Source organism: Allobosea sp. 2RAB26, from assembly GCF_052115465.1.
Taxonomy (GTDB): Bacteria; Pseudomonadota; Alphaproteobacteria; order Rhizobiales; family Beijerinckiaceae; genus Allobosea.
The window spans coordinates 149689-175459 of the sequence record NZ_JBFRGS010000014.1; the positions used below are offsets into that span (position 1 = coordinate 149689).

Here is a 25771-nt window from a genome sequence, read left to right on the forward strand (position 1 = left end):
GAATGCGTCTCAACATGCTATCCCGGTGGCATGAAGGGAATCGACAAACGGGTAGCCCTCTTCGAGGAGGAGCTCAGGCGGGCGGGACTGCGGATGACGCAGCAGCGCCGGCTGATTCTGCGCGTGCTGGCCGAGGCCGACGACCACCCCGACGCCAAGGGCATCTTCACGCGCGCCTTCGCGCACGACCCGACCCTGTCGCTGTCGACGGTCTATCGGACGATGAAGCTGCTGGAGACTCAAGGCGCGATCGAACGCCACGCGTTCGAGGACGGCGTCTCGCGCTACGAGCACGCAGACCAGCATCACCATGATCATCTGATCGATGTCGAGACCGGTCAGGTCGTCGAATTCTCGTCGCCCGAGATCGAGGCGCTCCAGGCCAAGATCGCTGCCGAACTCGGCTATGAGATCGTCCGTCACAGGCTCGAATTGTACGGACGGAAGATGCCGGGCACCAGCAAGCGCAAGAGTGCAGGGAAGACTGACTGAGCCACCATGGTCGGGCAAAATCCCGACCATCACCGTCTCCCCGCAAATGCATCCCGAGACATCATGCGCGCCACAAGGTCGGGCACGATGTCCGAGCGATCAGATCATCTGACCTTCTTGTGTTTGCATCGGCGCGAAAGCCGCTATCCGCTTTTCGCACCGATGCTTTGGCCGGCCTCAGCCCGCCTTGCGCTTGTTCTGACGGTTAGAAATCAGATCGTCGACCACGGCGGGATCGGCCAGCGTCGACCTATCGCCGAGCGCGCCGAATTCGTCCTCGGCGATCTTGCGCAGGATACGGCGCATAATCTTGCCGGACCGCGTCTTCGGCAGGCCGGGCGCGAACTGGATCAGATCCGGTGAGGCGATCGGGCCGATCTCCTTGCGCACATGCGCGACCAGTTCCTTGCGCAGCGCCTCGCTCGACGCCTCTCCCTGCATCAGCGTGACATAGGCGTAGATGCCCTGCCCCTTGATGTCATGGGGATAGCCGACCACCGCGGCCTCCGAGACTTTCGGATGCGCCACCAGTGCCGACTCGACCTCCGCCGTGCCCATGCGGTGGCCGGACACGTTGATCACGTCGTCGACGCGGCCGGTGATCCAGTAATAGCCGTCTGCGTCGCGCCGGCAGCCGTCACCGGTAAAGTACTTGTTCGGGTAGGTGGCGAAATAGGTTTCCTCGAAGCGCTTGTGGTCGCCATAGACCGTGCGCATCTGGCCGGGCCAGCTCTCGGCAATCACCAGATTGCCTTCGGTCGCCCCCTCCAGCACCTTGCCTTCGGCATCGACGATCTCCGGCTTGACGCCGAAGAAGGGCCGTGTTGCCGAGCCGGGTTTGAGCTTGGTCGCACCGGGCAGCGGCGTGATCAGGATTCCGCCCGTCTCGGTCTGCCACCAGGTATCGACGATCGGGCAGCGATCATCTCCGACGACGCGGTGATACCACTCCCAGGCCTCCGGATTGATCGGCTCGCCGACCGAGCCGAGCAGGCGCAGCGACTTGCGCTTGGTCTTCTTCACCGGTTCCTCGCCGGCGCCCATCAGCGAGCGGATGGCAGTCGGCGCGGTGTAGAAGATGTTGACCTTGTGCTTGTCGACAACCTCCCAGAAGCGCGAGATCGTCGGATAGGTCGGGATGCCCTCGAACATCAGGGTCGTCGCGCCATTCGCCAGCGGGCCGTACACGATATAGCTGTGCCCGGTGACCCAGCCGACATCGGCCGTGCACCAGTAGATGTCGCCGTCATGGTAGTCGAAGACGTATTGATGCGTCATCGACGCATAGACGAGATAGCCGGCGGTGGTGTGCAGGACCCCCTTGGGCTTACCCGTCGAACCCGAGGTGTAGAGAATGAAGAGCGGGTCCTCCGCCTTCATCTCGACCGGCGGGCAGTGCCCGGAGACCTTCGCCGCCTCCTCGTGATACCAGACGTCACGGCCCTCCTGCATCGCGACATCGCCGCCGGTCCGCTTGACCACGATCACGGTCTTGACCGGGGCCTTTTCGGCCGCCGCGTCGACATTGACCTTGAGCGGCACCTTGCGCCCGCCGCGCAGGCCTTCATCCGCCGTGATCACCACGTCCGAGGTCGCATCGGCGATGCGCCCGGCCAGCGAATCCGGAGAGAAGCCGCCGAAGACGATCGAGTGCACCGCACCGAGCCGCGCGCAGGCGAGCATCGCATAGGTCGCCTCGGGGATCATCGGCATGTAGATCGTGACGCGGTCGCCCTTCTTGACGCCCTGCGCCTTCAGCACATTCGCGAACTTGCAGACCTCGGTATAGAGCTGGCCGTAGCTGATCTTCTTGGATTCCGACGGATCGTCGCCTTCCCAGATGATGGCCGTCTGCTTGGCGCGCGTCGCAAGATGTCGGTCGACGCAGTTGTAGGAAACGTTCGTGGTGCCGTCTTCATACCATTTGATCGAGACCTTGCCCGGCTTGTAGCTGACGTTCCGCACCTTGCTGAACGGCTTGAACCAGTCGATCCGCTTGCCGTGCTCGGCCCAGAACTTGTCGGGGTCCTTGATCGAGGCCGCGTACATCTTCTTGTATTTGGCGTCGTTCAGATACGCCTTTTTGGCCCAGGCGGCCGGCACGTCATAGATCTTGTCGGACATAGAAGACTTCTCCCCGGGCTTGGACCGCAATCAGCCCATCTTCGTCGCGGCTCATGGCATGAGTGCCGGATTCCTCGGCAAATAACGACCGCTTCTTTCGAATTGCGCGCATCATAAAGCGCGAAAGAGCGGCGGCAAGCCACACGCCCTCGCACTTTGGTTTCAAAGACTTTTGGCGAGGGTCGGATCGGTCCGCCACGCGCCGGATTGCCGGTTATCGCGCAATATTGGCCGTCATTGCCGCAACCGACGCGGCCCTGCCATGCGCTCGACGAACCACTCGAACGGCCCCTTGCTGAAGCTCCGCGACCATAGTGACGCCAGCACCAGCAGAGACGCGTAGATGACGGCTGCCGCAGCCATGCAGGCCGCGGGCCCGAGACGCCCGTAAAGGCCAAGGCCATAGCCGAGAAAGATCAGCACGCAGACGATCGACTCGGACATGTAGAGCGAAAGGGACAGGCGGCCATCCGCCTGAAAGATCCGGCCAATGCGCATGCCGAGCGGCCGGTTGAAGAAACTCAGGCCGGCGCCGATCATCACCAGGCTCATCAGCGGCGGGAAGACGCCGCGCAGGATGAGCTCGGCTGCAGCAAAGGCCGGTTTCGCCGGGCCGGGAGACGCCATCGCCGCCGCGGCATAGGCGAAATTGCCGACGAGGGCGGGCAGCCAGAGAAAGCGCGCCAACGCCGCGCCCGGTGCGGCGAGGCTGCTCAGCGAGGCGGTGCCGAGATGGCGGAAGGCGGCCATGCCGAGGAAGAACATGCCCCCGACATGCGGCAAGGTGATCAAGGGCGCCAGCCCATAGAAGATCGCCCATTCCATCAGCCGATAGTGCGCGATCGCCAGGAAATCGCCGGAACGATGCACCGCAACGACGGCTGCATCCGCACCGGTGGCCGGATCGGGCTCGATGATGCCGATGATTGCAAGCAGGGCATGGGTCAGGATCGCCAGCAGCCACATCAAGGCAGCCGCCTTGAGCAGGCGTCCCAGCGACCAGCGGGCCGCGAGCGGCAGGATCATTCCGAGAAGCGCGTAGGCGAGCAGGATGTCTCCTGCGAAGAGCAGCAGGCCATGGGCAACGCCGAGCAATCCGAGCGCGAGCAGGCGACGCCGATAGCGCCCTTCGCCGTTGGTTGCGATCTGCCGCGCCGCGCCATAGCCGAACAGAAACGAGAAGATCAGAACGAATTTCGCCTCGAACAGGGCCTGGATCAGGAACACGGCAAGACGATCCAGGGCGCCGGGAAAGGCGGAGCGCCACCAATCGCCGCCGAAGCCGAACGGCATGGCGAAGAAAGGCAGGTTGACGACGAGGATGCCGAACAGGGCGATGCCTCTGATCGCATCGACGGCCGGGTCGCGCCCCGGCACCGCACCACGTGCAGGCGTCATTGCGCGGCCTCGGTCAGCTTCAGGAGCGCCTCGCGCGCAGCTGCAGCATCGGCGGGATCGAGCTTGGTGACGAAGGCGCCGTCGACGGCAAGGCGGATGGCAATCGCCAGCCCGCGCGGCAGGCCATCCGAACAGGCGGCTTCGAGCCAGCGACGGTCGGCGCTGAGCAAGGGCACCAGCGCCGGCGACTCCGGAGGCAATCCCGCCAGCAGGATCCCGAGCAGCCGGTCGACATCGCCTCCGTCGGTGAAGGCCATGCGGATATAGGCGCGCAGCCAGCGGCCCGGCCCATCGGGTTCAGCAGCGCTCGCGCGTTCTTCGGCGATCGCAAGATCGACAAGGCTGACGATGCCCTCGACCAGAGCGATCAGAAGGCGCTCCTTGTCGGGGAAATGGTAGAGAATTCCGCCCTTGCTCACGCCGGTTTCGGCTGCGAGCCGCTCGAAAGTCAGGGCGTCGATGCCGCCTCCGACGACGATCGCGCCCGCTGCCTCGAGCAACGCCGCCTTTTTGCTGCTACGCAAGTTCATTCTCCATAACTATACCGTCTGGACGGTATAGTTATGGCTTGACCCCCGCGACCGCAAGAGGTGCTCGGAGCTCGTCGATCCTTCAGAGCCCGCCCATCTTGCAGACCAGTGCCCATTCATCGTCGGTCACCGGTTGCACCGACAGGCGGAAGGACGTGACCAGCGCCATCTTGGCGAGTTCCGGCGTGGCCTTCACCTCAGCAAGGGTCACAGGCTTCGGCAGCGGCTTCACCGCCTTGAAGTCGACATAGACCCAGGGCTCGCCCGGGTTCGCGATATAATGCTCCTTGATGACCTCGACGATGCCGACAACCTCGAGCCCCTCGTTCGAGTGGTAGAAGAAGACCTGGTCGCCGAGCTTCATCGTCATCAGGTTGAGCTTGGCCGTGTGATTCTTCACGCCATCCCAATGCGTGCCCTTCGCACCAGCCTTGACCTGGTCGTCCCAGGACCAGACCGATGGTTCGGATTTGACCAGCCAGTGAGCCATCAGACGTCATCCTCTTTCGTCGGAGCAGGCGGACGCAGCGCGGCCTCGCCCTGTTCATTCCAGAATCGCACCATCTCGCGTGTAAGCGCGGCATAATCCTGCGGGCCGAGTTCGACCCTGACCTCGCCCTCGCCGAAGGGCAGAATCAGCACGAAGCGGTGGGTATCATCGCCGCGCCGCCGTCGATGCTGGATCACCGGTCCGGCGGGCACACGCCCGGCCAACGCCACCGGCATGCTCTCGGCAACCAGCTCCGAGCCGGTGGTCTTCCGCACCTCAGCGACGCCGCGCGCCACCCGCTTGCTCAGATCCGACCAGTCGCCTGCCATCGCTTTGCTCCCTAATTCTCCGCCCGGACCGGTCGCGCCAGCAATCCCGTGACCGCTTCGCGAACGCCGATGCGTTCGGCGATAATGGCCGCAACGGCCTCGGCGATGGGCGTCTCGATGCCGCGTGCCTGCGCCATCTCTGCCAGGACCGACGTCGTGAAGGCGCCCTCGGCCAGTTTGCCTCCAGCGGCCTCGGCCGGTGTCTTGCCCTGGCCGAGCGCCAACCCATAGGCGAAATTGCGTGACTGTGCGGACGCGCAGGAGAGCACGACATCGCCCAACCCCGAAAGCCCCATCAACGTTTCCGGCTGCGCACCAAAAGCCTCGCCGAAGCGCCTGAGTTCGGCAAAGCCACGCGCCACCAGCGCGGCACGGGCGCTCTCGCCATAGCCGAGCCCGATCGCGATCCCCGCTGCGATCGCCAGCACGTTCTTCGCGGCTCCGCCGATCTCGACGCCACGGATGTCGACGCCGTGATAGATGCGAAAGGAGGCAGAACTCAGCGCCTCGGCCAGATCCTGCGCCAGATCCGCCTCGCGCGCTGCCAGTGTCAGAGCCGTCGGCAACCCGCGTGCGATATCGGCGGCAAAGCTCGGACCGGACAGGATGGCCGGGACCGCACCGGGCCAAAGCTCGGCGATGATTTGCGTAGTGAACAAGCCGCTCTTCTGCTCGATGCCCTTGGCCGCCGAGATCGTCGGCACGCCATCCGGCAAGGCTTGCGCGAGCGCGGTGCAGACCTGTCGCAGCGCCTGGGTCGGAACCGCGAGGATCAGCGCCTGTGCATCGGCAAGCGCGGCAAGCTCGGCAACCGGCGATACGGCGGCAGGCAACGTCGCGCCGGGCAGGCGCGGCACCTCTCGACGCTCCCGCATGGCCGCGATGGCCTCGGGATCACGGGCCCAGAGCAGCACGTTTCGCCCGGCCCGCGCCGCGGCCAGAGCCAGTGCGGCACCGAAGGAGCCGCCGCCTACGACGCCGATTGTCTCGAAGGCCTTGCTCATCTCGGCGCGCTCACGTCGCTCACGGATCACGCTTTGGCCTTGAGCTCGTCCAGCGGCCAGCGTGGCCGGGCAACCGCGCTCATGTCGTCGACAAGCCCGAGCCTCAGCCTCTCAAGCCCAGCCCAAGCGATCATCGCGCCATTGTCGCCGCAAAGCGCGACCGGTGGCGCGACCATCGGCAGGCCGGCCTCGGTCGCAAAGCGGGTCAGTCCGCGCCGGATCGGCTGGTTGGCGGCAACGCCACCGGCAACCACCAAGGCCGTGGGCATGATCCCGGCCCCACGGCAGGCGCGCAGGCCCGCTCGCGTGCGGTCGACCAGCACGTCGACGACCGCTGCCTGGAAGGAGGCGCAGAGATCGGCGACGTCGCGGTCGGAGAGCGGCGCAATGCGTTCGGCCACCAGCCTGACCGCGGTCTTGAGGCCGGAAAGCGAGAAATCGGGATTGGGGCGCCCAGCCATCGGCCGCGGAAACTCGAAGCGTTCGGGATCGCCCTTCTCGGCTTCCCGCTCGACCGAGGGGCCGCCCGGATAGGCCAGACCGAGCATCTTTGCGATCTTGTCGAAAGCCTCGCCGACCGCGTCGTCGATGGTTCCGCCCAGGCGCAGATAATCGCCGACGCCGCGCACCGCCAGGAGCTGCGTATGCCCGCCCGAGACCAGCAGCAGCAGATAGGGAAAGGCAACGTCGTCGGTCAGCCGCGCCGTCAGCGCATGCGCTTCGAGATGGTTCACCGCAATGAAGGGGCGGCCGGTTACCAGCGCGATCGCCTTCGCCGTGGTCAGCCCGACCATGACGCCGCCAACCAGACCCGGCCCGGCAGCAGCAGCGACCGCGTCGATCTCGGAGGGCTTGAGTCCGGCATTCGCGAAGGCGCGAGCGACGATGCGGTCGATGGCCTCGACATGCGCGCGCGCCGCGATCTCCGGCACCACGCCACCATAAGCCGCATGTGCGGCGATCTGACTCAGGATCTCGTTGGACAGGATTTTGGCCTCGCCGGCGCGATCGACGCCAACGATTGCAGCCGCGGTCTCGTCACAAGTCGTCTCTATCCCCAGAACGCGCATGATCGATCGACAAATCTCGGACAGGTTTCGGCCCGAACAGGCCACAAGGAGAGGCGGGCGGAGCTCCGACGGTTTCGCGCCGGGGATTCCCTCGTATAGTGCGCCACGGAGCATAAGGCCAAGAGGCCGTGGAGTTCGCCGGCCAGCGGCCGGCATCAGGAAGACGCAAAGAGAATGAATGAGATCGCAGCTTCGGTTCGCGGACGCCAGGTCGGCCGCTTTGTCATCGGCACGCGCGGCAGCCCCCTGGCGTTGGCGCAGGCCAATGAGTTCGCACGCCGCCTCGCCGAGGCTCATGGCTGGGCAAAGGACGAGCTGCCGCTCGAAATCATCGTCACGACGGGGGACTCCATTCGCGATCGCCCCCTCTCGGAGGCCGGCGGAAAGGGTCTGTTCACCAAGGAGATCGACCAGGCTCAGATCGAGGGCCGGATCGACTACGCTGTCCACTCCGCCAAGGATCTTCCCACCAAATTGCCCGACGGCCTCACCATCGCTGGCTATCTCCCCCGCGAGGATGTGCGCGACGCGTTGATCGCACGCGGCATTTCCCGCGTTGCGGACCTGCCGCAGGGCGCGGTCGTTGGTTCGGCCTCGCTGCGCCGCCAGGCCATGCTGAGGCGCGCCCGGCCCGATCTCGAGATCGTCCTGCTGCGCGGCAATGTCGCAAGGCGGCTGGAGAAGGTGGCGAGTGGAGAGATCGACGCGACCCTGCTCGCCATCGCCGGGCTGAAGCGGCTCGGGCTCGCCGACAAGGCAAGCGGCATCCTTTCCATCGAGGAATCGCTTCCGGCCGTCGGCCAGGGTGCGATCGCTGTTGCGGTTCGCATCGGTGACACCGCAAGCACGGAAGCTGTCCAGCCGATCCTTTGCCGTGACACCGGCATCGCACTCGCCGCCGAACGTGCCTTCCTGACCGAGCTCGACGGTTCCTGCCGGACGCCGATCGCCGGTCATGCCACCGTCGAGGGCGACCGCTTCCATTTGCGCGGGCTGCTGCTCTCGCCCGACGGCACGGCGATGGCCGAAGATAGCTGCAGCGGTCCCGTCAGCGAGGCCGCGGAAGGTGGAGCCGAACTCGGACGCGCCTTGCGCGCCAGGGCTCCGGCGGGGATCTACTCATGAGGCCGGGTGTTCCATGAACGCCAACGACGCGACAGGAGGGCGCATGCGCGTATTCGTGTTCAGACCGCAGGCGGATGCCGAACGCAGCGCCCGCGCGCTCGCCGCCCATGGACATGAGCCGATCGTGGCGCCGCTTTTCGATGTGGTCCGCCTCGCCGAACCGGTACCCAAGGGCACATTCGCGGCGTTGATCCTGACCAGCGGCAATGCTGTGCCGGCCCTCGCCGATGCCCCATCCGCCTGGCGGGACCTGCCGGTCTTCACCGTCGGGGCGCGGACGGCCGCGAAGATGCGCGACGCCGGTTTCGAGGATGCCCGCAGTGCCGATGGCGACCGCAACGACCTGATCGCTCTGGTCCAGCGCAATATCCCCACGCCGGCACGCCTGCTTCTGGTCGCTGGCCGGGACCGCCATGACGATATCGCGGAGCGCCTGGGCAAGGCTGGCTACGAGATCGCGAACTGGACGGCCTATGCGGCCGAGGCCAAGCCCAGCCTGCCCGAAGCGGCGGCCGCCAGCCTGCGGGATGGGCGCGCCGAAGCCGCACTTCACTATTCACCACGAGGCGCCCAGACCTTCCTCGCCCTGACACGTGCCTCCGCTCTCAGTGAACAGGCGCTGGAACTGACGCATGTCACGCTTTCGGCGGAGGTTGCGGCCCCCTTGATCGCAGCAGGCGCCAGCACGGTTCTGGTTGCGGAATACCCCGAAGAGGCGGCCCTGCTGGCCGCGCTGGATCAAGTGACCGCTCGCAATCGTCGCGCAGGGGATGTTAGACAGGCCGTGGCCGCGCCGGCCGGCGTCGAGACGGACAAGGATGCGATGAGCGAGCCGCAGACAGCCACGCCGCGCGGACGCCACCGGCGAACTCCCCCGACCATCGACGGCAGGGTAGAGGCGGCAGTGACCGCGACACCAGAAGCTGCTTCGGCAGAGACTGACCAGCCTCCCCCCGCAGCCACGCAGCCCAGTGAATTCACACCCGGAATCACATCTCCGGCGCCTGAGCCCGTTGGCTTGGCTCCATCTGAGCCTGCGCCGCCCGTTTCAGGCGAGCCGTCTCCCCCTCCGCGGCTGCCATGGGCTGCTCTGGCCGCCACCGGCCTGATCGGCGGCATCCTTGGGGCGGGTCTCATGACACTGGTCGGTTCCCGCTCGACGCCCGATACCAGCGAACAGCAGATCGCCGAACTGAAGGGGCGCATAGAGACCCTGCAGCGCACGACGACCAATCTGCAAAGTGCTGTCACAAGCCTGCCCCAGCGCGCAGCGCTGGAGGCGCTCGATCGCCGGGTCAGCGCGACATCGGAAGCTGCCGCCACTGTCGCCGCGGAAGCAAAGACCGCCGCAGCACGGCTGGCGGAACTCGCAAACGCTCCCGCCCCGGCCACGGCCGAGAACAGCTCCGCCATCGCCGGGCTGACGCAACGCCTCGGCACCGTCGAGACGCTGGCCAAGTCCGCGGCCTCGCCGAGCCCGCAGGCATTTGCCGCCGCGCGCATCGTGCTCGCCGAACGCATCCAGGGCGCGCTTTCTGCCGGCAGGCCCTTCGCGGCCGATATCGCGGCTCTCGGCAAGGGCGGCGGCTCGGCCGAACAACTGGCCGCGCTCTCCGCCGTCGCCACAACCGGCGCACCGACGCAGGATGCGCTGCTGGCGCAATTCCGGGTTCATCGCGCCATGTTCGATCGCGAAATGACGCCGGCCGCCAAGGATTGGCAGGATCGCCTGCTTGGGCTCGCCAGCAAGGTCGTCACCATTCGCCCGGTCGGAGATACCGGCGCAAACGACCCTGCAACGCTGGTGATCCGCCTGGAGAATGCGCTTGCGCATAACGAATTCGGCAAGGCCGCCGGCCTCTGGGCTCAATTGCCCGAGCCGGCGCGGCGGGACAGTGCCGAGTTCGGCACCAGTTTGCAGAGGCGCGCTGCCGCTGACGCCGCGATCGGCAGGATTGCACAGGATGCGGTTGCCGCGCTCGGCGCGGGTGGCTGACGGAGGATAGCGTTCAATGGTTCGCGTGCTGCTCTATCTCTTCGTCATTGCCTGCCTCGCGGCTGGTGCCGTCTGGCTGGCCGACCGCCCCGGCGAGGTCTCGGTCCTCTGGCAGGGCTACCGCATCGAGACGAGCGTCGCGATCGCGGCAATCGGCGTCATCATCCTGGCCTTCCTCGCCATGCTCGGATGGGCCGCGGTGCGCTTCGTTCTGGGCCTGCCCTCGGCCTTCAGCTTCGCCTCGCGAGCGCGACGTCGGGCCCGCGGCTTCGAGGCCGTCTCCCGTGGCATGGTCGCGATCGGTGCGGGTGATCCAGTGGCTGCCGGCCGCTACGCCGTCGACGCCCGCAAGTTTTCCGGCAACGAGCCGCTGACCCTGCTGCTCGAAGCACAGACGGCCCAGCTCTCGGGTGACAGGGGCCGGGCGGAAGCCGCCTTCAAGGCCATGCTCGACAAGCCGGAAACACGCGTGCTCGGCCTGCGCGGTCTCTTCGTCGAGGCCCGTCGCCGTGGCGACATGACGGCTGCGCGCGCCTTCGCGGACGACGCCGTGCGGCGCTCCCCCTCGCTTGCCTGGGCCAATGACGCCCTGCTCGATTTCCACACCAGCGCCGGAGACTGGCAAGCAGCGCGCACAGCCGTCGAACGCCGCGCCGCCCTGCGTCTCGCCGAAAAGGCGGATGCCAAGCGCCAGCGCGCTGTGCTGCTGGCGGCGGAAGCCCTCGACGCGAAGGGCAGCGAACCGGAGAAGGCCTTGGCCGCCGCCCTGGAAGCGACAAAACTCGCCCCAGGCCTCACGCCGGCAGCTGCCCTTGCAGGGCGCATGCTCGCCGAGCGCGGCGATATCCGAAAGGCCGCCAAGCTGCTCGAAGCCGCCTGGCGCGAGGTCCCGCATCCCGACATCGCCGCCGCTTATCTCGATGTGCGCCCCGGTGACAGCGCGCAGGACCGGCTCGCACGGGCCGAAACGCTCGTAAGGCTGCGTCCGGCCGATCCGGAAGGCGTGCTGGCTCTGGCCGGCGCGGCGATCCATGCCCGTGATTTCGCCAAGGCCCGCCAGGCGCTGAAGCCGCTGCTGGCCGGCGGTGCGTCCGTCCGCGTCTGCCTGCTCATGGCCGAACTCGAAGAGGCCGAACATGGTTCGGCCGGCCGGGTTCGCGAATGGCTCTCGCGCGCCACGCGCGCGCCGCGTGACGCAGCCTGGGTCGCGGACGGGCTGGTCTCTGACCATTGGCTGCCCGTCTCGCCGATTTCCGGGCGCCTCGATGCCTTCGTCTGGACGGTTCCTCCGGCGACACTCGTCAGCCAGGCGCCGGCGATCGACGATGTGCTGGCCGATCTCGACGATTCCGCACCGCTGCTGGAAGGGCGTGCCGAGACGATGGCACCCGTCGAGACCGCCAAACCGGTGATCGAGCAGGCAACGCTCGTCGCACCCGAGCCGGCGAAAATCGAGCCCGCGAAGCCTGCAGGGGACGAGAAGCCTGCGACCGAGCCTGTCGCCAAGGGTGAACCGGCCGTCGCGGCCAAGCTCCCAACTCCGGTCGCCGAGGCGACAGTGGCTCCTGCGACCTCAGCCTCGGTCCGCGATCATCGCCCCTCCCCGGTGATCTTCCCGGTATCGCACGCACCGGACGACCCGGGCCCCGAAGACGCTCAACCGGCCACGGCCGCCAAGGCAAAGTTCCGCCTCTTCGGCTGACCGGCGAGCGCGCCGGCCAGCGCGCTCGCCTCGTCTGCACGGGCGATCGCGCGAAAAGGGGTGCGGGTCTCCCTCCCGCCCCTTATAGCGGTCTGCATGAACACCGAACCAACTGCCCCACTATCGACCTCCCCGGACAACGCAGAGGGCGTCAGCCTGCATGTCGCTCCGGAGCAGGCAGGAATGCGCCTCGACAAGGCGCTCGCCATGCTTGCCGGCGAAATCTCACGCGCCCGCCTGCAGCAGGTCATCCGGGAGGGTGGTGTGAGCCTCAACGGCGCGATCGCAGGCGATCCGAGCCGGAAGGTCGCCGCCGGCGACGTCCTGACCCTGATCATGCCTGCGGCCAGGCCGCCCGCGCCGCTGGGCCAATCGATCCCGCTCGAGGTCGTCTATGAGGACGATGCTCTGATCGTGATCAACAAGCCGGCCGGCCTCGTCGTTCATCCCGCGGGGGGACATGAGGACGGCACTTTGGTCAATGCGCTGATCGCTCATTGCGGAGACAGCCTCTCCGGCATTGGTGGCGTCAGGCGACCCGGCATCGTGCATCGGCTCGACAAGGATACCAGCGGGCTTCTCGTCGTGGCCAAGACCGACAAGGCCCATCAGGGGCTTGCCAAGCAGTTTGCCGACCATGGCCGCACCGGGCCGCTGGAGCGCGCCTATCTCGCGCTGGTCTGGGGTACGCCGCGCCGGCCGCATGGCACGATCGAGGCCGCCCTCGAGCGTTCACACCGCAATCGCGAGAAGATGGCGGTCGTTGCCGAAGGCCGCGGCCGCGAGGCAATCACCCACTTCACCGTTCTGGAGCGCTATCCGCCGCTGCTTCGCGGGCAGGAGGAAACCGAAGCCCTGGCCAGCCTGATCGAGTGCAGGCTGGAAACCGGTCGCACGCATCAGATCCGCGTCCATATGAGCCATCTCGGCCATCCCTTGCTGGGCGACCAGCTCTATGGCTCCGGCTACATGACCAAGGCAAGCCGCCTTCCTGACGGCGCACGCGATGCACTGGCCGCCCTCGGCCGGCAGGCACTGCATGCAACGGTACTCGGCTTTGCTCATCCGGTGACGGAGGCGGAAATGTATTTCGAAGCGCCTCCGCCTGCCGATTTTGCAAATCTGCAAGCGGAACTCGCGGCCCTGTGAGCTAATCTGGCCACTTCGCCCACTTTCCGCCAAGCTGCATTGGCATATAATGAGGCTTGGATGCGGATGGCTTAAGGGGCGCCGCATGGGGCCGGGCTCGACGAACCCTCACAGGGTTCGCGCGTTGGTTCAGGCACATCATCCAAAACCTGCGCGAGGGTCGTTCGCGCGGTTGGCTTGCCGCGAAGCGGGAGCCAGGAAAGGAGAAACGAGCATGGCGATTGCATCGCTGCCCGTCATGTCCGCGGAGGGCGGACTTTCACGTTATCTCGAAGAAATTCGCAAGTTCCCGATGCTGGAGCCGAGCGAGGAATACATGCTCGCCAAGAGCTGGCGCGAGCATGGCGACCGCGATGCGGCGCATAAGCTCGTCACCTCGCATCTGCGGCTGGTGGCCAAGATCGCCATGGGCTATCGCGGCTACGGCCTGCCGATCGGCGAAGTCGTGTCCGAAGGCAATGTCGGCCTGATGCAGGCGGTCAAGCGCTTCGAGCCCGACAAGGGCTTCCGTCTTGCAACCTATGCGATGTGGTGGATCAAGGCCTCGATCCAGGAATATATCCTGCGCTCCTGGTCGCTGGTGAAGATGGGTACCACCGCGAACCAGAAGAAGCTGTTCTTCAACCTGCGCAAGGCGAAGAGCAAGATTTCGGCACTTGGCGAGGGCGATCTCAAGCCGGATCAGGTCAAGACGATCGCGACCAAGCTCGGCGTCAACGAGCAGGACGTCATCGACATGAACCGCCGCCTCGGCGGCGATGCGTCGCTGAACACGCCGTTGCGCGAGGATGGCGAGGGCGAATGGCAGGACTGGCTCGTCGACGACAGCGAAAGCCAGGAACGTCGCCTGGCCGACTCCGAGGAAAGCGACAACCGCCACCAGGCGCTGCGCGAAGCACTGACGGTGCTCAATCCGCGCGAACGCCGGATCTTCGAGGCTCGGCGCCTGGCCGATGACCCGATCACGCTAGAGCAACTCTCCGAGGAATTCGGGGTCTCGCGCGAACGCGTCCGGCAGATCGAGGTTCGCGCCTTTGAGAAGGTGCAGGAAGCGGTCAAGAAGGCCTTGACCAGGATCGAAGCACCGCGCGCCGCCCTGCCCGCGAACTGAGACCTGAATTCGTCGGCAGCACGATACGAAAAGGGGGCGGTGACGCCCCCTTTTCTGTTCAGTAGAGCGGCGCCAAGGGCTGCAGGGGCAGCCGGAACGGCCCGAGATAGACCCGCCCCTCGCGCAGGACGACCGGCGGCAGAGGCGTAAGCCCAGGTGTGCCCCCGCTCGGCTTGCCACCAAGCAGTCCGCCAAGACCAGCGGCAAGACCACCGAGCTTTATGCCACCAATCCGATCGATGCCGGCGACACCGGCGTCGATCTGACCGGACAGGCGATGCGTCTGGTCGAGCAGCAGACGCCCGCTCGCCTCGAGCCGAGCAGCCCCCTTTGTCATCAGCAGTCGCGTCAGTTCGATCTGCCCGCCGGTGGTACGCCAGGCTTCGAGCGCATCGGGATTGAAGCCGGCCTTGAACGCCAGCGACTGGGTCAGACTCGCCTGCATCTCGACATCACCAGGTTCAGTGGTTCCGAGCAGCGCATCGAGCGCGGGCAGCACCGAGCCTTTCGCTGTCAGCGCAAGATCCGCCACCTGCTCGGTCGCAAAACGCGCCGGGTTTCGGCGCAGATGCACGTCCAGCTGATTGGCGCGCCAGGTTTCGTTGCTCGCGCCGGGCGCGGTCAATGTCGCATTCGGCTCGACCAGCACCATGGAGAAACGCTCGGGCTCGCGCTCTTTCAACGCCAGGCTGGCCTCGAGCTGACTCCAGCCGAGATCAAGTTTGCGGCCTTCAGGCAGGGCAGCCTGCAGCGGCCCCTTCACCTCCAGGATGACGAGGCCGGGCGTATAGATCTGTCCGACCGCCACACTCGGGCCAGTCTCGACCTTGACCGTATCGCCCCAGCGCGACGAGGTCAGCGTCAACCCCGCGCAGCGGACCTCGATCCGAAAGGGAAAGCCTGCGACGGAGCGATCGCTGCATGTCCACGTTCGGCCCATCTGCGCCTCGCGGGCAACAACGCGGTCAAGTCCCTCGACCACCCGCCCTTTGACGACGAACCAGAAGCCGGACCAGGCCAAGGCCAGCAGCACGAGCAGGGCGAAGGGCGCATAAAGCCAGAAGCGGCCTCGGCAGCGCTCGGAAGGGAGGTCGGTCATGCAGCAGCGATCCATTGCGCGAAAGCGGCCGGATTGTTAGCTCCCGGTCGCAGGAAGCGCCAGACCCGCCATTCTCTCGGCCGATTCGAACGCTTCCTTCGTCAAGCAGCTTCTGACGGCGAAACTGTGGGATAACGATGACAGCGAATGCAGCTTCTGACGATCTGTGGGTCTTCGGCTACGGTTCGTTGATCTGGCGCCCCGGCTTCGCCTTCGAGGAAAGCGTGGCGGCCCGACTCAACGGCTATCATCGCTCGCTTTGCGTCTTCTCGCATGTCCATCGCGGCACCCCGGAACGGCCGGGCCTCGTGCTTGGGCTCGATCGTGGCGGCATTTGCCGAGGGCTCGCCTTCAGGGTGGCGCCCCCCCATGCCGCCGGGACCATCGCCTATCTGCGCGAGCGCGAGCAGGCGACCTCCGTCTATCTCGAACGCCATCTGCCCGTCAGGCTCGAGGACGGCCGCCGCATCCGGGCGCTGGTCTATGTGGCCGACCGCAAACACCTGCAATATGCTGGCCGCCTGCCGGCCGAGGAATTGCTCAAACTGGTGCGCCAGGGCCGCGGAAGCTCCGGAGAGAACCCCGACTATGTCCTGCGCACGCATGATCACCTGCGCAAGATGGGCATCTTCGACCCGGTCCTGAGCCATCTGGCTCATGTGCTGGCACCCGGTCTGCCCGAGCCACGCCCGCCGCTCTAAGCCTCACACCTGCGGCATCAGGTCGAGCAATGCAGCCCGGCGACTCAAGCCGTCCTCGGCGAGCAGATGGATATGGATCTCGCTCGCCCCGGCAAGCACGACGGACCGGCGCCAGCGCGTCAGCGCAGCTTCAATCCCGAAGGGACCGCTCTCGCGCGCCGCGATAATCTGCCGGTCCTCGGATACCGCGAGCAGCACGGCATCGCTGAAGCCGAGAGCATGATCGTCCGTGACCGAAAAGACCGAGGCGACATAGCGGCGCCCTGATCGACCACGCCAGGCGGTGAAGCGACGCTCGCCCAACCCTGCGGTGCTGCGCAGCGGCATTTCGCGCGCATCCGCACCGGGTTCGATGCTCCATTCGTCCAGCTTAAGGGCGAGAACAGGCATTTGTTCCTCCTTTGTTCCGAACAAAAAGAGAACAAATTTGAACACCTGTCAAGCATGGCCCGCCTTGCGGGCGGAATGCGCCACCGGGGCTCGTCTAAGCGAGGGGGTCCTGCCCGATCCTGGCGAGTTCGCCGCGCCCCGTGGCGAGCAGCCTGTCGCTGGCAGTCTCGATGCGATCCTGCAACTGCGCCTGGAAAGCTTCCTTCGACATGCCGGGCAGGATCGGCGGCAGGATCTCGACGCGAATCGTTCCAGGGCGGCGCAGGAATTTGCGGCGCGGCCAGTAGAGCCCCGAGTTGAGCGCGACCGGCACGCAGGGCACGCCGAGCTCGGCATAGAGATGTGCGACGCCGAACTTGTAGGCCGGCGGCGCCCCGGCCGGACGGCGCGTTCCTTCCGGGAAGATCAGGAGCTGGCGGCCGTTCTGGCCAAGCTCGACCTTGGCGCGGCGGGTCACATGCGAGAGAGCCCGTGCCCGCGCGCCACGATTGACCGGAATCATGCGCATCTTCCACAGGCACCAGCCGAAGAACGGGATCCAGGTCAGTTCACGCTTCAGGATGAAGACCGGGTCCTGGAAGATAGTGACGAGCGCAAAGGTCTCCCAGAACGACTGGTGTTTCGCGGCCACCATCATGCCGCCCTGCGGAATATTCTCGAGACCGCTAATCTCATAGCGGGTTCCAGCCGTCACCCGCATGAGCCACAACGCACTGCGCGCCCAGGTCAGGGCGACCCACAGCATATAGCGCCGCGGCAGGACAAGCGCGGGCAACGCCGCGAAAATCAGCCACAGGATCAGGTTCAGATAGAACAGGACGTTGAAAAGGAGCGAGCGCAGCACGAGCATGGCGCGCAAAGAGCGCGCCGGCTCGCCGACGTCAAGCGCCGCGCTCCTCCGCCCCCAGGCGCGTGCGCTTTTCGTTCTCGGGGCCGAGCACGCTGGCAGGCTTGGAGGAGACCGGCTTTCGCCCGCCGATGATCACCGACAGGCGCGATGTTTCCGGATCGTCCTCCAGCATGCTGCGTAGCCGCGCCACCAAGTATTTCACATATTCCGGGACGAGCACCCTGGCGACGCGCCATTCGTTCCACCAGCTCGATGCATCGATATGCTCGGTCACCACCGGGTGCGGCACGACGCGAACGCCTGGCATGGCGTGGCTGAACTCGGCCAGCGCCCGCGGCATATGATAATTGGAGGTCACCAGCAGCAGTGACTTGAAGTCGTGCCTGCGGACCCAGCGGCGTGCCTCGATGGCATTGCCGATGGTGTTGCGGGCGCGATAGTCGAGATCGACGCAACAGCCGAGCAGCTCGCGCGCGGAGGGATTGAGCTTTGCAAGCTCCTCACGGCCGGTGCGCTCGTTGACACCGCTGATCAGCAAGCGCGACCCACGTTCGGCCCCGAGCAGGCCGATGGCATCGCCGACGCGCTGGGCCCCGCCGGTCACGACGACGATCGCATCCGTACGCGGCGCGACCGTCGGCTCGCGCTGTTCGATCCTGGCAATGAAACCGGCATAACCGCCGGCGAGCGCGAGCGCGAGCAGGGCAGCAACGGCAAGGGTCAGGCGCCATGCCCAGACTCCTGCAGAGCTCCTCCTGCTCGTCGCGGTCGGCGACATCGCGTTGTCCCCCCCCCTCACCGGCAGCTGTCCGTGTCTGATTCCCATCATCACCATGTCTTGCCAGGCTAAACCGGCAATCGGGCATAAGGGCGACGTGAAAAGTCGTCCTCCGCCCCAGAGATTAAGACTTCACTACCCCAGCACCCGCAAATAATGGCGCACGGTAAACCGCGAAACGAGACCGGATATCGCCGCCACCACCATCGCCACCAGAAGCACAGCGGCATAACCCGACCAGCCGATCTCGAAAGCACCGAACATGGCCTGAATCTGCTCTGACCCCGGCGACGAACTCCAGCTGGAAGCGAGCCAGCCCAGAATGGCGATGGCCACGATTGCAGCAAGCCCTCCAGCCGCGCCCCCCTTGAGCCCGAGCCTGACGAACCGCGCCTGGAATTCCCGCGCGATGAAGTCATCATCAGCTCCGACAAGATGCAAGACCTCGACGCTGTCGCGGCTGCCGGCCATTGCTCCGCGCGTCGCAAAGGCCACGGCCAGCGCCGCGGCGGTCAGGACCAGCAGAACGACGACGACACCGGCAAGGATGATGGTGTTGGCCATGGTCGAGAGGCGGCGCAGCCAGAGGCGGTGATCGTCCAGGCTCGCGGTCGGGACGTCGCGCCGCAGCGTTTCCTTGAAAGCCGCGATTTCCGCCGAATTGCCGCTGCGCAGCTTCAACACGATCAGCCGCGGCACCGGCAGTTCGACGAGATCGAGCCCCGCGCCCAGCCAGGGCTCGAGCAGCTTGTCCGACTCCGCCTTCGGTACGGCGCGCACCTCGTCGACGCCGGCAACGGCACGTGCCATCTCGACCGCGCGCGCAACGTCGCTCTCGATATTGCGGCGTGTGTCCGGCCGAATCTGGATCGTCATCTCATTGGCGACGGCACCGCGCCACTGCTCGGAGGCGTGTGCGGCGAGCAGCGCCGCGCCGGCACTGAGGGCCGCGAGAAAGGTCAGGATCGCGATCACCGCGACCAGCGCCCGGCCGGCAGCCGAATCGACCGGAACCAGCGGCTGGTCCCGTCGGAGATTGAGTGGGAGCGCGCGTTCACGCGGTTCCCCATCCTGCTCGAAGTCAGCTGTCGACATGAAGATGGCCGTCGGCAATGACAAGGCGCGGAGCATCATAGAGCTCCATCAGCGCGAGATCGTGGGTTGCGATCACGACGGCGGTCCCGAGCGACTGCAATTCCATGAACAGGCGCAGCAATCGCCGGCCGAGCGCCGGGTCGACATTCCCGGTGGGCTCGTCCGCCAGCAACAACTCCGGCCGCCCGATCAAGGCGCGCGCGATCGCGGCGCGCTGCTTCTCGCCGCCCGAGAGAATGGTCGGTACGGCATGCATGCGCTCGCCGAGACCGACCCAGCGCAGCAGTTCGACGACCTCCGCGCGGTAGCTCGTCTCTTCCTTGCCGAGCACGCGCAGCGGCAACGCGACATTCTCGTAGACCGTGAGGTGATCGAGCAGGCGAAAATCCTGGAATACCACCCCCATGCGGCGACGGAAGGCCGTGAGCGTCGTCGCATCCAGCCGCGACACATCCTGGCCGAACAGGTTCACCAGCCCGCGCGTCGGCTTCAGAGCCATTAGCACGAGCCGGATCAGGGTCGTCTTGCCGGCGCCGGACGGGCCGGTCAGATACTGGAACGAGCGCGGCGCGATGCTGAAGTTGATGTCCTTCAGCACCTCGGGGCCCATGCCGTAACGCAGACCGACATTCTCGAACCGAACCAAGCCCTCGTCCCTTCGGAGCAAGCCCGGCAGTCGCGGGCATCCCTTGCGAATCTCGACCGCGATCCTACACCGCAAGCCGGTGCCGGCGGAAAGCCGGCCGATCTTCAAACCATGCAGTACAGGTTCTTCACGGGGCGTTAACCATAAATCCCTCCAATGGGTCGAGACCTCCACGAGCCGCACGCGAGAGCTTGAATCGCGCTGCGCCAGGGAAGAAATCTGCAGCGGCACCTGAGCCGCGCGTACCGGTGCCATTGCGAAAGAGTCATTCGCCAAACCATGCTGATCGTCTGCCCGTCCTGCTCCAGCCAATATGAACTCGATGCGGCCAAACTTGGCCCGTCCGGGCGCAAGGTGCGTTGCGCCAAATGCGAGACGCGCTGGCATGTCGAGGCGGAGCCCCAGCCGGTCACATTTCCCGATGCGCCGAGCAGCGAGGAAACGACCGCGCTGCTCGACGAAGAGCTGCGCCGCGCTGCCGAGATCGAGGAACAGGTGTCCGCACTCACAGCCGAGCGCGCGGCCCTGGCCGAAGGCGATGAACCAAGCCGCCCTGGAGCCAGGCCGCGCGGTCGCCGTTCTGCGCGCACAGGTCGAAAGGCCGCCCCCGTGCCGCTGGGCACCCGGATGCGAGCCATGGCTGCGCCGGCGCTCGCGATCGGCGGTCTCGCCGTGCTCGGGCTGCTTGTCTGGAAACGGGACGTGGCGGTCCGTGGCGCTCCCCAGCTCGCTGTCGTCTTCGAGAAGATCGGCCTGCCGGTGAACGTGCGCGGCCTCAGCCTGACGGGCATCGAGAGCGGGGTCGTGCAGGACGCGCAAGGCCGCTTCCTGGTGGTCGAGGGCGATGTCACCAACATCACCAAGACCGTCGCCAAAGTGCCGCAAATCGAGGTCGCCGTGCGCGATTCGGCTGGCCAGACCCTCTATACCTGGGCAACGGAGCCGCCGCGCCCGACCCTGGAACCCTCCGAGCTCATCCGTTTCCGAGCCCGGCTCGCGGCCCCGCCGGAGGCCGGGCAATCCGTGCTGGTGCGCTTTACCGCCGCCAAGTCGGCCGGGATCGCCAGCGCACGCTGATCAGACAACGGTCGAGGTTGCCCGCGCCTTCACCTCGCCGCACTATCCCGCTGCAAGCGATCGTATAAACCTGCGATTGGAACCAGACTGCGCAGCGTGCTGCGCCAAACGGGCGGCCGGCATCCGGCGAGACCCGAAAGGACACTGACGACGATGACTCAGCCCCTACGCATCCGGGTGCTCTACGAAGAGGCCGCGATCGCCAAGCGGAACGAGGAAATGGCACGCGAGATCGCTGCCGCCTACCCGCCCGACCTGCTGGTCGTCGCAGTGCTCAAAGGCAGTTTCATGTTCGTCGCCGACCTCATCCGGGCGATGCATCGCGCCGGCATGACGCCGCAGGTCGAATTCGTCCATCTCTCGAGCTATCGCGCTGCGACCATTTCCTCCGGGCAGGTCGAAATCCTGCGCGACGTGCAGAGCGACGTTCGTGGCCGTCAGGTGCTGCTGGTCGACGACATTCTCGAATCCGGCCGAACCCTCGCCTTCGCCAAGGACCTGCTGGCCGCCCGTGGCGCATCGCGCGTTTCCACAGCGGTGCTCCTGGAAAAGCCGGCCAAGCGCGCCGTCAACATCCAGGCCGATTATGTCGGCTTCGACTGTCCCGATTACTTCGTTGTCGGCTACGGCATGGATGTCGCACATTCCTATCGACAGCTGCCCTATGTCGGCGTCATCGAGACTGCCGATCAGGCCGGCCTTCCAGGTATCTGAACGATGTCACGTATTCTGGTCGTCGACGATGAGGAAAGCCTGCGCGCCCTGGTGGCGCGCGGTCTCACGCTTGACGGACATGTCTGCATGATGGCGGGCGACGGCGCCGAAGCGCTGGAGATTCTCATGGCCGAGAGGGGGCGTTTCGACCTCCTGCTCACCGATATCCGCATGCCGCTGATGGACGGGATCGCGCTCGCGCTCGCCGCCAAACAGGAGTTTCCGGACCTGCCCATCATGCTGATGACGGGCTATGCCGAGCAGCGTGAGCGCGCCAAGAGCCTGGAGGCAATCGTCTCGGAAGTGATGACGAAGCCCTTCACCATCGCCGAATTGCGCACCACGGTCATGCGCGTGATCGAACGCTCGATCGGCTGAACATCGCGCTTATACCGGTATCACGCCCTCCAGGCGATTCATCGGGCCGGAGAATGCCGACCTTTGGCGACAGCCGCAGACTTTCGTCGCGGCATTTATTGCAACCGAGTTGCAGCTGCATTGACGGGTTTTGCTCGACCTGTCATCCTGCTCTTGCAAATGAATTGCAGGTCGGGGTCGAGCATGACGATCGATGTCGTGAGCACGTCGAAGGATGTCGCGGACGCGGCACACCCCGCCGGGTGGCAACGGCCGCGGGGTGATCCGTCGCTGCTGGACGTCTTTCGATCGATCCCGGTTTCGGCCAAGGCCACTCCCTGGCGCAAGTTCCTCACATTTCTCGGGCCGGGCTATCTGGTGGCCGTCGGCTACATGGACCCTGGCAACTGGGCGACCTCGCTCGCGGGCGGCGCGCAGTTCGGCTACGCGCTGCTGGTCGTCGCACTCGTCTCCAATATCATGGCGATCATCCTGCAGTCGCTTTGCGCGCGGCTGGCGGTCGCGACAGGCAGGGACCTTGCGCAGGCCTGCCGTGATGCCTATCCGCGCTGGGTTTCGTGGCCGCTCTGGATCTTTGCGGAACTGGCGATCTGCGCGACCGACCTCGCCGAGGTCATCGGCACGGCAATCGGCCTCAATCTGCTCTTCGGAATTCCGCTCGAAATCGGCGTATTGATCACCGCGCTCGATGTCTTCGTCATCCTCTGGCTGCAGACCAAGGGTTTTCGCTGGATCGAAGCCTTCATCATCACGCTGCTGGGCGTCATCGCCGTCTGTTTCGCCGTCCAGATCGCACTCGCCGATCCGGACTGGGGCCAGGTCATTCGCGGCTTTGCCCCGACGACCGACATCGTCACCAATCCCAACATGCTCTACCTCGCGCTCGGCATCATTGGCGCGACGGTGATGCCGCATAACCTCTATCTGCATTCCGGCATCGTGCAGACCCGCGCCTATGGCGGCAGCCTGCCGGAGAAGCGCGAGGCGCTGAAATACGCGACACTGGATTCGACCGTCGCCTTGATGTTCGCACTGACTATCAACGCAGCGATCCTGATCCTCGCCGCCGCGACCTTCTACAAGACCGGTCAGAACACCGTCTCCGAACTCGGGCGCGCGCATGAACTGCTCGCCCCGCTGCTCGGCGCCTCGATCGCGCCATCGCTTTTCGCCATCGCGCTGCTCTGCTGCGGCCTGAACTCGACGGTGACCGCGACCATGGCGGGACAGATCGTCATGGAAGGCTTCATCGACATCAAGCTGCCGGCATGGCTGCGCCGCCTGGTCACGCGCCTGGTCGCCATCATCCCTGCCATCGTCGTGACGATCGTCTATGGCGAAGCGCAGACCGGCAAGCTGCTCATCCTCTCGCAGGTGATCCTGAGCTTCCAGCTGCCCTTCGCCATCGTGCCGCTCGTCATGTTCACGGCGTCGCGCAAGAAGATGGGCGAACTGGTCTCGCCGCGCTGGCTGACGGCGAGCGCCTTCGTCATCGCAGCGATCATCATCGCCCTGAACGTCAAGCTGATCTTCGACGTCGCCTTCGGCTGAACCGAGCGGACATCTACCGGTTCAGCCACCAGATCGAGATTGTCAGCACGGTCGCGAAGGACACCCAGGCGGCATAGGGCCAGAACAGGTTCGCCGCGAGACGATCGAGCGGAGCGAAGCGCTTGATCGTGATCAGGATCATCGCCAGCAGCGGCAGGATCACCAGGATCCCGGCGAGCGGACTCTGCATTCCGAAGAATCCGAATGACCACAGCACGTTCAGCAGAAGCTGGACATGATAGGCGATCAGCGCCCCGGACTTGCCGGGCGTCTCTGCCGGCAGTCGGAGGATGCGGTAGACGCTCAACGCCATGATCGCAAACAGCGCCGTCCAGACCGGCGCGAACAGCCAGTTCGGCGGGTTGAATGGCGGCTTGGCAAGCGTCGCATACCAGCCTGGGATTTGCGGAACGGTGGCCGCGCTGCCCAGCAGCGAGGCGGCGACCACCGGGACGATCGCAATCAGCAGATCGACCCAGATCGGCCTCGGCGAAGATCCGGCCTTGCTCGACAAAGTGCTCATGCCCCCAGCATGGGGTGCGTCTGCGGCATCGGCAAGCCGAGACCCTTGCGCCAACCCCCATGCCTGCGCCAGATGGACATTCCCGTTCCTCATGGAACCTTTCCGGAATCGCTCCATGACCAAGCGCCCGCTTCATCCCCGTTCGCTGGCCGCCCAGGCCATGGGCAAGATCGATCAGCTCACCAAGGGCGTCGTGACGCCGATCCATATCGCCACGACCTATATCCGCGACGAGGACAACGGCTACTCCTCCGGCTTCGTCTATGGACGCCCGGACAACGAGACGGTGCGCGAGGCGGAAACCGTGCTCGCGATGCTGGAAGAGGCGAAGGCGGGGGCATTGCTCTTCAGCTCGGGCATGGCGGCCGCCACGGCTGTCTTCCAGGCGCTCTCGCCGGGGGATCATGTCGTCGCCTCGAAGGTGATGTACTGGGCGCTTCGCTCCTGGCTGCTGACCGAGGCCACGCGCTGGGGCCTGAAGATCGAATTCGTCGAGACAGATGATCTCAACGCGCTGAAGGCCGCCGTAAAGCCAGGCGTCACCAAGCTGGTCTGGGCCGAGACGCCCTCGAACCCGCTCTGGACCATCACCGACATCGCCGGCGCCGCCGAGATCGCCCATGCGGCCGGTGCGAAGCTTGCGGTCGATTCGACCTGCGCGTCCCCGGTCCATACCCGGCCGCTTACGCTCGGTGCCGACATCGTCATGCACGCTGCCACCAAGGTGCTGAACGGCCATTCCGACGTCGTCGCCGGCGCCCTCTGCGCCCGCGAGGATGACGCCTTCTGGAACCGCGTGAAAACAGTCCGCAAGATGCAGGGCGGCGTTCTCGGCCCCTTCGAGGCCTATCTGCTGATGCGCGGCATGCGCACCCTTCACGTCCGCCAGGAACGCCAGACGGCCTCCGCCATGACGCTCGCCCAGAAGCTCTCCGCCCACCCGCTGGTGGCCCGCGTGCTCTATCCCGGCCTGCCACAGCATCCGGGCCATGACATCGCGGCGCGCCAGATGCAGAACGGCTTCGGCTATATGCTGTCGATCCAGGTCACCGGCGGCGAGAGGGCGGCGATCAAGGCGGCGGCGCATGTCGAGCTCTACAAGCGCGCCACCTCGCTGGGCGGCGTCGAGAGCCTGATCGAGCATCGCGCCTCGATCGAGGGCGCAGGCTCGCCCTGCCCGGTCGATCTACTGCGCCTCTCGACCGGCATCGAAGATGTCGAGGACCTCTACAACGACCTCGACCAGGCGCTGAAGGCCGGGCACGCCTAGCGCAGGGTCGCCCGTGCCATAGCCAGCAGGCGCACGTGCCCCCCTTTATGGAATGGCCCGCCCCTCTCCTCCATGCTGATCGGGTCGCAACAGGAGGGTGGCATGAAGGACATTCAGATTCTTGGTGTCGATTTGGGCAAGAACAGCTGCAGCGTGGTTGGTCTGGATCAGGCTGGGCG

At 65.9% G+C, this 25771-nt stretch carries 26 protein-coding genes; 12 read left to right on the plus strand and 14 right to left on the minus strand.

The genetic code is table 11. The features are described 5' to 3' along the window. Positions 1-30 precede the first annotated feature (30 nt). Positions 31-492 carry a Fur family transcriptional regulator gene (locus AB4118_RS24565; protein ID WP_176733307.1) on the plus strand — a complete coding sequence of 154 codons (462 nt, stop codon included), beginning with the start codon at positions 31-33 and terminating at the stop codon, positions 490-492. Positions 493-669: 177 nt separating this feature from the next. On the opposite strand, the gene acs is transcribed toward AB4118_RS24565, so the two are convergent. From acs to tsaD, 7 genes are all read right to left on the minus strand, one after another. After that, a complete protein-coding gene (acs, locus tag AB4118_RS24570) occupies positions 670-2616 on the minus strand; it encodes an acetate--CoA ligase (RefSeq protein WP_441492191.1) in 1947 nt (648 codons plus the stop codon). Positions 2617-2850: 234 nt separating this feature from the next. Next, a complete protein-coding gene (locus AB4118_RS24575; protein WP_441492192.1) occupies positions 2851-4014 on the minus strand; it encodes a DUF418 domain-containing protein in 1164 nt (387 codons plus the stop codon). Beyond that, positions 4011-4538, minus strand: coding sequence for a TetR/AcrR family transcriptional regulator (locus AB4118_RS24580; RefSeq protein ID WP_441492193.1), 528 nt, complete (start codon positions 4536-4538; stop codon positions 4011-4013). Before AB4118_RS24580 ends, AB4118_RS24575 begins: the two co-directional genes overlap by 4 nt. 88 nt (positions 4539-4626) lie before the next feature. Then, entirely contained in the window at positions 4627-5034 is a 408-nt protein-coding gene (locus AB4118_RS24585) for an EVE domain-containing protein (RefSeq protein ID WP_441492194.1), read from the minus strand. Next, positions 5034-5363, minus strand: a complete 330-nt coding sequence (locus tag AB4118_RS24590; protein ID WP_069878906.1) for a hypothetical protein — start codon at positions 5361-5363, stop codon at positions 5034-5036. Before AB4118_RS24590 ends, AB4118_RS24585 begins: the two co-directional genes overlap by 1 nt. Before the next feature lie 11 nt (positions 5364-5374). Further along, positions 5375-6367 carry an NAD(P)H-dependent glycerol-3-phosphate dehydrogenase gene (locus AB4118_RS24595; RefSeq protein WP_441492195.1) on the minus strand — a complete coding sequence of 331 codons (993 nt, stop codon included), beginning with the start codon at positions 6365-6367 and terminating at the stop codon, positions 5375-5377. 26 nt (positions 6368-6393) lie between these two features. After that, positions 6394-7437, minus strand: coding sequence for a tRNA (adenosine(37)-N6)-threonylcarbamoyltransferase complex transferase subunit TsaD (gene tsaD, locus AB4118_RS24600; protein WP_069878903.1), 1044 nt, complete (start codon positions 7435-7437; stop codon positions 6394-6396). Positions 7438-7611: 174 nt separating this feature from the next. Between tsaD and hemC the strand changes: the two genes are divergently transcribed. From hemC to rpoH, 5 genes are all read left to right on the plus strand, one after another. Then, positions 7612-8562: a hydroxymethylbilane synthase gene (gene hemC / locus AB4118_RS24605; RefSeq protein ID WP_441492196.1), complete on the plus strand. Its 951-nt coding sequence runs from the start codon at positions 7612-7614 to the stop codon at positions 8560-8562. Positions 8563-8605: 43 nt separating this feature from the next. Then, positions 8606-10558, plus strand: coding sequence for a uroporphyrinogen-III synthase (locus tag AB4118_RS24610; RefSeq protein WP_441492197.1), 1953 nt, complete (start codon positions 8606-8608; stop codon positions 10556-10558). Between the two features lie 16 nt (positions 10559-10574). Then, positions 10575-12260, plus strand: coding sequence for a heme biosynthesis protein HemY (locus AB4118_RS24615; protein ID WP_441492198.1), 1686 nt, complete (start codon positions 10575-10577; stop codon positions 12258-12260). A 96-nt stretch (positions 12261-12356) separates the two neighbouring features. Next, complete coding sequence (locus tag AB4118_RS24620; protein ID WP_441492199.1) at positions 12357-13409, plus strand: RluA family pseudouridine synthase; 1053 nt, start codon at positions 12357-12359, stop codon at positions 13407-13409. Positions 13410-13623: 214 nt separating this feature from the next. Next, positions 13624-14520: an RNA polymerase sigma factor RpoH gene (gene rpoH, locus AB4118_RS24625; protein ID WP_043233872.1), complete on the plus strand. Its 897-nt coding sequence runs from the start codon at positions 13624-13626 to the stop codon at positions 14518-14520. Positions 14521-14578: 58 nt separating this feature from the next. On the opposite strand, the gene AB4118_RS24630 is transcribed toward rpoH, so the two are convergent. After that, positions 14579-15619 carry a DUF2125 domain-containing protein gene (locus tag AB4118_RS24630; RefSeq protein ID WP_441492200.1) on the minus strand — a complete coding sequence of 347 codons (1041 nt, stop codon included), beginning with the start codon at positions 15617-15619 and terminating at the stop codon, positions 14579-14581. Between the two features lie 137 nt (positions 15620-15756). On the opposite strand from AB4118_RS24630, the gene AB4118_RS24635 reads away from it, so the two are divergent. Beyond that, the gene (locus tag AB4118_RS24635) at positions 15757-16320 is read left to right on the plus strand and encodes a gamma-glutamylcyclotransferase (protein WP_441492201.1); all 564 of its coding nucleotides are present in this window, start codon (positions 15757-15759) and stop codon (positions 16318-16320) included. 3 nt (positions 16321-16323) lie between these two features. Here AB4118_RS24635 and AB4118_RS24640 read toward each other — a convergent pair whose 3' ends face one another. The 5 genes from AB4118_RS24640 to ftsE form a co-directional block, all read right to left on the minus strand. After that, positions 16324-16710, minus strand: coding sequence for a hypothetical protein (locus tag AB4118_RS24640; RefSeq protein WP_441492202.1), 387 nt, complete (start codon positions 16708-16710; stop codon positions 16324-16326). 94 nt (positions 16711-16804) lie between these two features. Next, positions 16805-17560, minus strand: coding sequence for a lysophospholipid acyltransferase family protein (locus AB4118_RS24645; protein ID WP_441492215.1), 756 nt, complete (start codon positions 17558-17560; stop codon positions 16805-16807). 31 nt (positions 17561-17591) lie between these two features. Then, the gene (locus AB4118_RS24650) at positions 17592-18338 is read right to left on the minus strand and encodes a YdcF family protein (RefSeq protein WP_441492203.1); all 747 of its coding nucleotides are present in this window, start codon (positions 18336-18338) and stop codon (positions 17592-17594) included. A gap of 135 nt (positions 18339-18473) precedes the next feature. Further along, positions 18474-19433: a cell division protein FtsX gene (locus tag AB4118_RS24655; RefSeq protein WP_441492204.1), complete on the minus strand. Its 960-nt coding sequence runs from the start codon at positions 19431-19433 to the stop codon at positions 18474-18476. After that, complete coding sequence (gene ftsE, locus AB4118_RS24660) at positions 19420-20079, minus strand: cell division ATP-binding protein FtsE (RefSeq protein ID WP_274533614.1); 660 nt, start codon at positions 20077-20079, stop codon at positions 19420-19422. Before ftsE ends, AB4118_RS24655 begins: the two co-directional genes overlap by 14 nt. A gap of 279 nt (positions 20080-20358) precedes the next feature. Here ftsE and AB4118_RS24665 point away from each other — a divergent pair, with 279 nt between their 5' ends. The 4 genes from AB4118_RS24665 to AB4118_RS24680 all read left to right on the plus strand — a co-directional run bounded on the left by AB4118_RS24665 (position 20359) and on the right by AB4118_RS24680 (position 23799). Continuing rightward, the gene (locus tag AB4118_RS24665; RefSeq protein ID WP_441492205.1) at positions 20359-21156 is read left to right on the plus strand and encodes a zinc-ribbon domain-containing protein; all 798 of its coding nucleotides are present in this window, start codon (positions 20359-20361) and stop codon (positions 21154-21156) included. A gap of 153 nt (positions 21157-21309) precedes the next feature. Beyond that, positions 21310-21870, plus strand: coding sequence for a hypoxanthine phosphoribosyltransferase (gene hpt, locus AB4118_RS24670; protein ID WP_069882402.1), 561 nt, complete (start codon positions 21310-21312; stop codon positions 21868-21870). 3 nt (positions 21871-21873) lie between these two features. Then, on the plus strand, positions 21874-22248 hold the full coding sequence (locus AB4118_RS24675) for a response regulator (RefSeq protein ID WP_441492206.1): 375 nt from the start codon (positions 21874-21876) through the stop codon (positions 22246-22248). Positions 22249-22431: 183 nt separating this feature from the next. Next, positions 22432-23799: an Nramp family divalent metal transporter gene (locus AB4118_RS24680; RefSeq protein ID WP_441492207.1), complete on the plus strand. Its 1368-nt coding sequence runs from the start codon at positions 22432-22434 to the stop codon at positions 23797-23799. 13 nt (positions 23800-23812) lie between these two features. Here the strand turns inward: AB4118_RS24680 and AB4118_RS24685 are convergent, their stop codons facing one another. Then, complete coding sequence (locus tag AB4118_RS24685) at positions 23813-24322, minus strand: TspO/MBR family protein (protein ID WP_441492208.1); 510 nt, start codon at positions 24320-24322, stop codon at positions 23813-23815. A 115-nt stretch (positions 24323-24437) separates the two neighbouring features. On the opposite strand from AB4118_RS24685, the gene AB4118_RS24690 reads away from it, so the two are divergent. Beyond that, a complete protein-coding gene (locus tag AB4118_RS24690; protein ID WP_441492209.1) occupies positions 24438-25592 on the plus strand; it encodes a trans-sulfuration enzyme family protein in 1155 nt (384 codons plus the stop codon). The last annotated feature ends 179 nt before the right edge of the window (positions 25593-25771 follow it).

What these genes read in the sequence shown, in the direction of transcription:
- AB4118_RS24565 (WP_176733307.1), top strand. Translation starts at nt 31, where the DNA reads ATGAAGGGAATCGACAAACGGGTAGCCCTCTTCGAGGAGGAGCTCAGG.
- acs (WP_441492191.1), bottom strand. Translation starts at nt 2,616, where the DNA reads ATGTCCGACAAGATCTATGACGTGCCGGCCGCCTGGGCCAAAAAGGCG.
- AB4118_RS24575 (WP_441492192.1), bottom strand. Translation starts at nt 4,014, where the DNA reads ATGACGCCTGCACGTGGTGCGGTGCCGGGGCGCGACCCGGCCGTCGAT.
- AB4118_RS24585 (WP_441492194.1), bottom strand. Translation starts at nt 5,034, where the DNA reads ATGGCTCACTGGCTGGTCAAATCCGAACCATCGGTCTGGTCCTGGGAC.
- AB4118_RS24590 (WP_069878906.1), bottom strand. Translation starts at nt 5,363, where the DNA reads ATGGCAGGCGACTGGTCGGATCTGAGCAAGCGGGTGGCGCGCGGCGTC.
- AB4118_RS24595 (WP_441492195.1), bottom strand. Translation starts at nt 6,367, where the DNA reads ATGAGCAAGGCCTTCGAGACAATCGGCGTCGTAGGCGGCGGCTCCTTC.
- tsaD (WP_069878903.1), bottom strand. Translation starts at nt 7,437, where the DNA reads ATGCGCGTTCTGGGGATAGAGACGACTTGTGACGAGACCGCGGCTGCA.
- hemC (WP_441492196.1), top strand. Translation starts at nt 7,612, where the DNA reads ATGAATGAGATCGCAGCTTCGGTTCGCGGACGCCAGGTCGGCCGCTTT.
- AB4118_RS24610 (WP_441492197.1), top strand. Translation starts at nt 8,606, where the DNA reads ATGCGCGTATTCGTGTTCAGACCGCAGGCGGATGCCGAACGCAGCGCC.
- AB4118_RS24615 (WP_441492198.1), top strand. Translation starts at nt 10,575, where the DNA reads ATGGTTCGCGTGCTGCTCTATCTCTTCGTCATTGCCTGCCTCGCGGCT.
- AB4118_RS24620 (WP_441492199.1), top strand. Translation starts at nt 12,357, where the DNA reads ATGAACACCGAACCAACTGCCCCACTATCGACCTCCCCGGACAACGCA.
- rpoH (WP_043233872.1), top strand. Translation starts at nt 13,624, where the DNA reads ATGGCGATTGCATCGCTGCCCGTCATGTCCGCGGAGGGCGGACTTTCA.
- AB4118_RS24630 (WP_441492200.1), bottom strand. Translation starts at nt 15,619, where the DNA reads ATGACCGACCTCCCTTCCGAGCGCTGCCGAGGCCGCTTCTGGCTTTAT.
- AB4118_RS24635 (WP_441492201.1), top strand. Translation starts at nt 15,757, where the DNA reads ATGACAGCGAATGCAGCTTCTGACGATCTGTGGGTCTTCGGCTACGGT.
- AB4118_RS24640 (WP_441492202.1), bottom strand. Translation starts at nt 16,710, where the DNA reads ATGCCTGTTCTCGCCCTTAAGCTGGACGAATGGAGCATCGAACCCGGT.
- AB4118_RS24645 (WP_441492215.1), bottom strand. Translation starts at nt 17,560, where the DNA reads ATGCTCGTGCTGCGCTCGCTCCTTTTCAACGTCCTGTTCTATCTGAAC.
- AB4118_RS24650 (WP_441492203.1), bottom strand. Translation starts at nt 18,338, where the DNA reads ATGTCGCCGACCGCGACGAGCAGGAGGAGCTCTGCAGGAGTCTGGGCA.
- AB4118_RS24655 (WP_441492204.1), bottom strand. Translation starts at nt 19,433, where the DNA reads ATGTCGACAGCTGACTTCGAGCAGGATGGGGAACCGCGTGAACGCGCG.
- AB4118_RS24665 (WP_441492205.1), top strand. Translation starts at nt 20,359, where the DNA reads ATGCTGATCGTCTGCCCGTCCTGCTCCAGCCAATATGAACTCGATGCG.
- hpt (WP_069882402.1), top strand. Translation starts at nt 21,310, where the DNA reads ATGACTCAGCCCCTACGCATCCGGGTGCTCTACGAAGAGGCCGCGATC.
- AB4118_RS24675 (WP_441492206.1), top strand. Translation starts at nt 21,874, where the DNA reads ATGTCACGTATTCTGGTCGTCGACGATGAGGAAAGCCTGCGCGCCCTG.
- AB4118_RS24680 (WP_441492207.1), top strand. Translation starts at nt 22,432, where the DNA reads ATGACGATCGATGTCGTGAGCACGTCGAAGGATGTCGCGGACGCGGCA.
- AB4118_RS24685 (WP_441492208.1), bottom strand. Translation starts at nt 24,322, where the DNA reads ATGAGCACTTTGTCGAGCAAGGCCGGATCTTCGCCGAGGCCGATCTGG.
- AB4118_RS24690 (WP_441492209.1), top strand. Translation starts at nt 24,438, where the DNA reads ATGACCAAGCGCCCGCTTCATCCCCGTTCGCTGGCCGCCCAGGCCATG.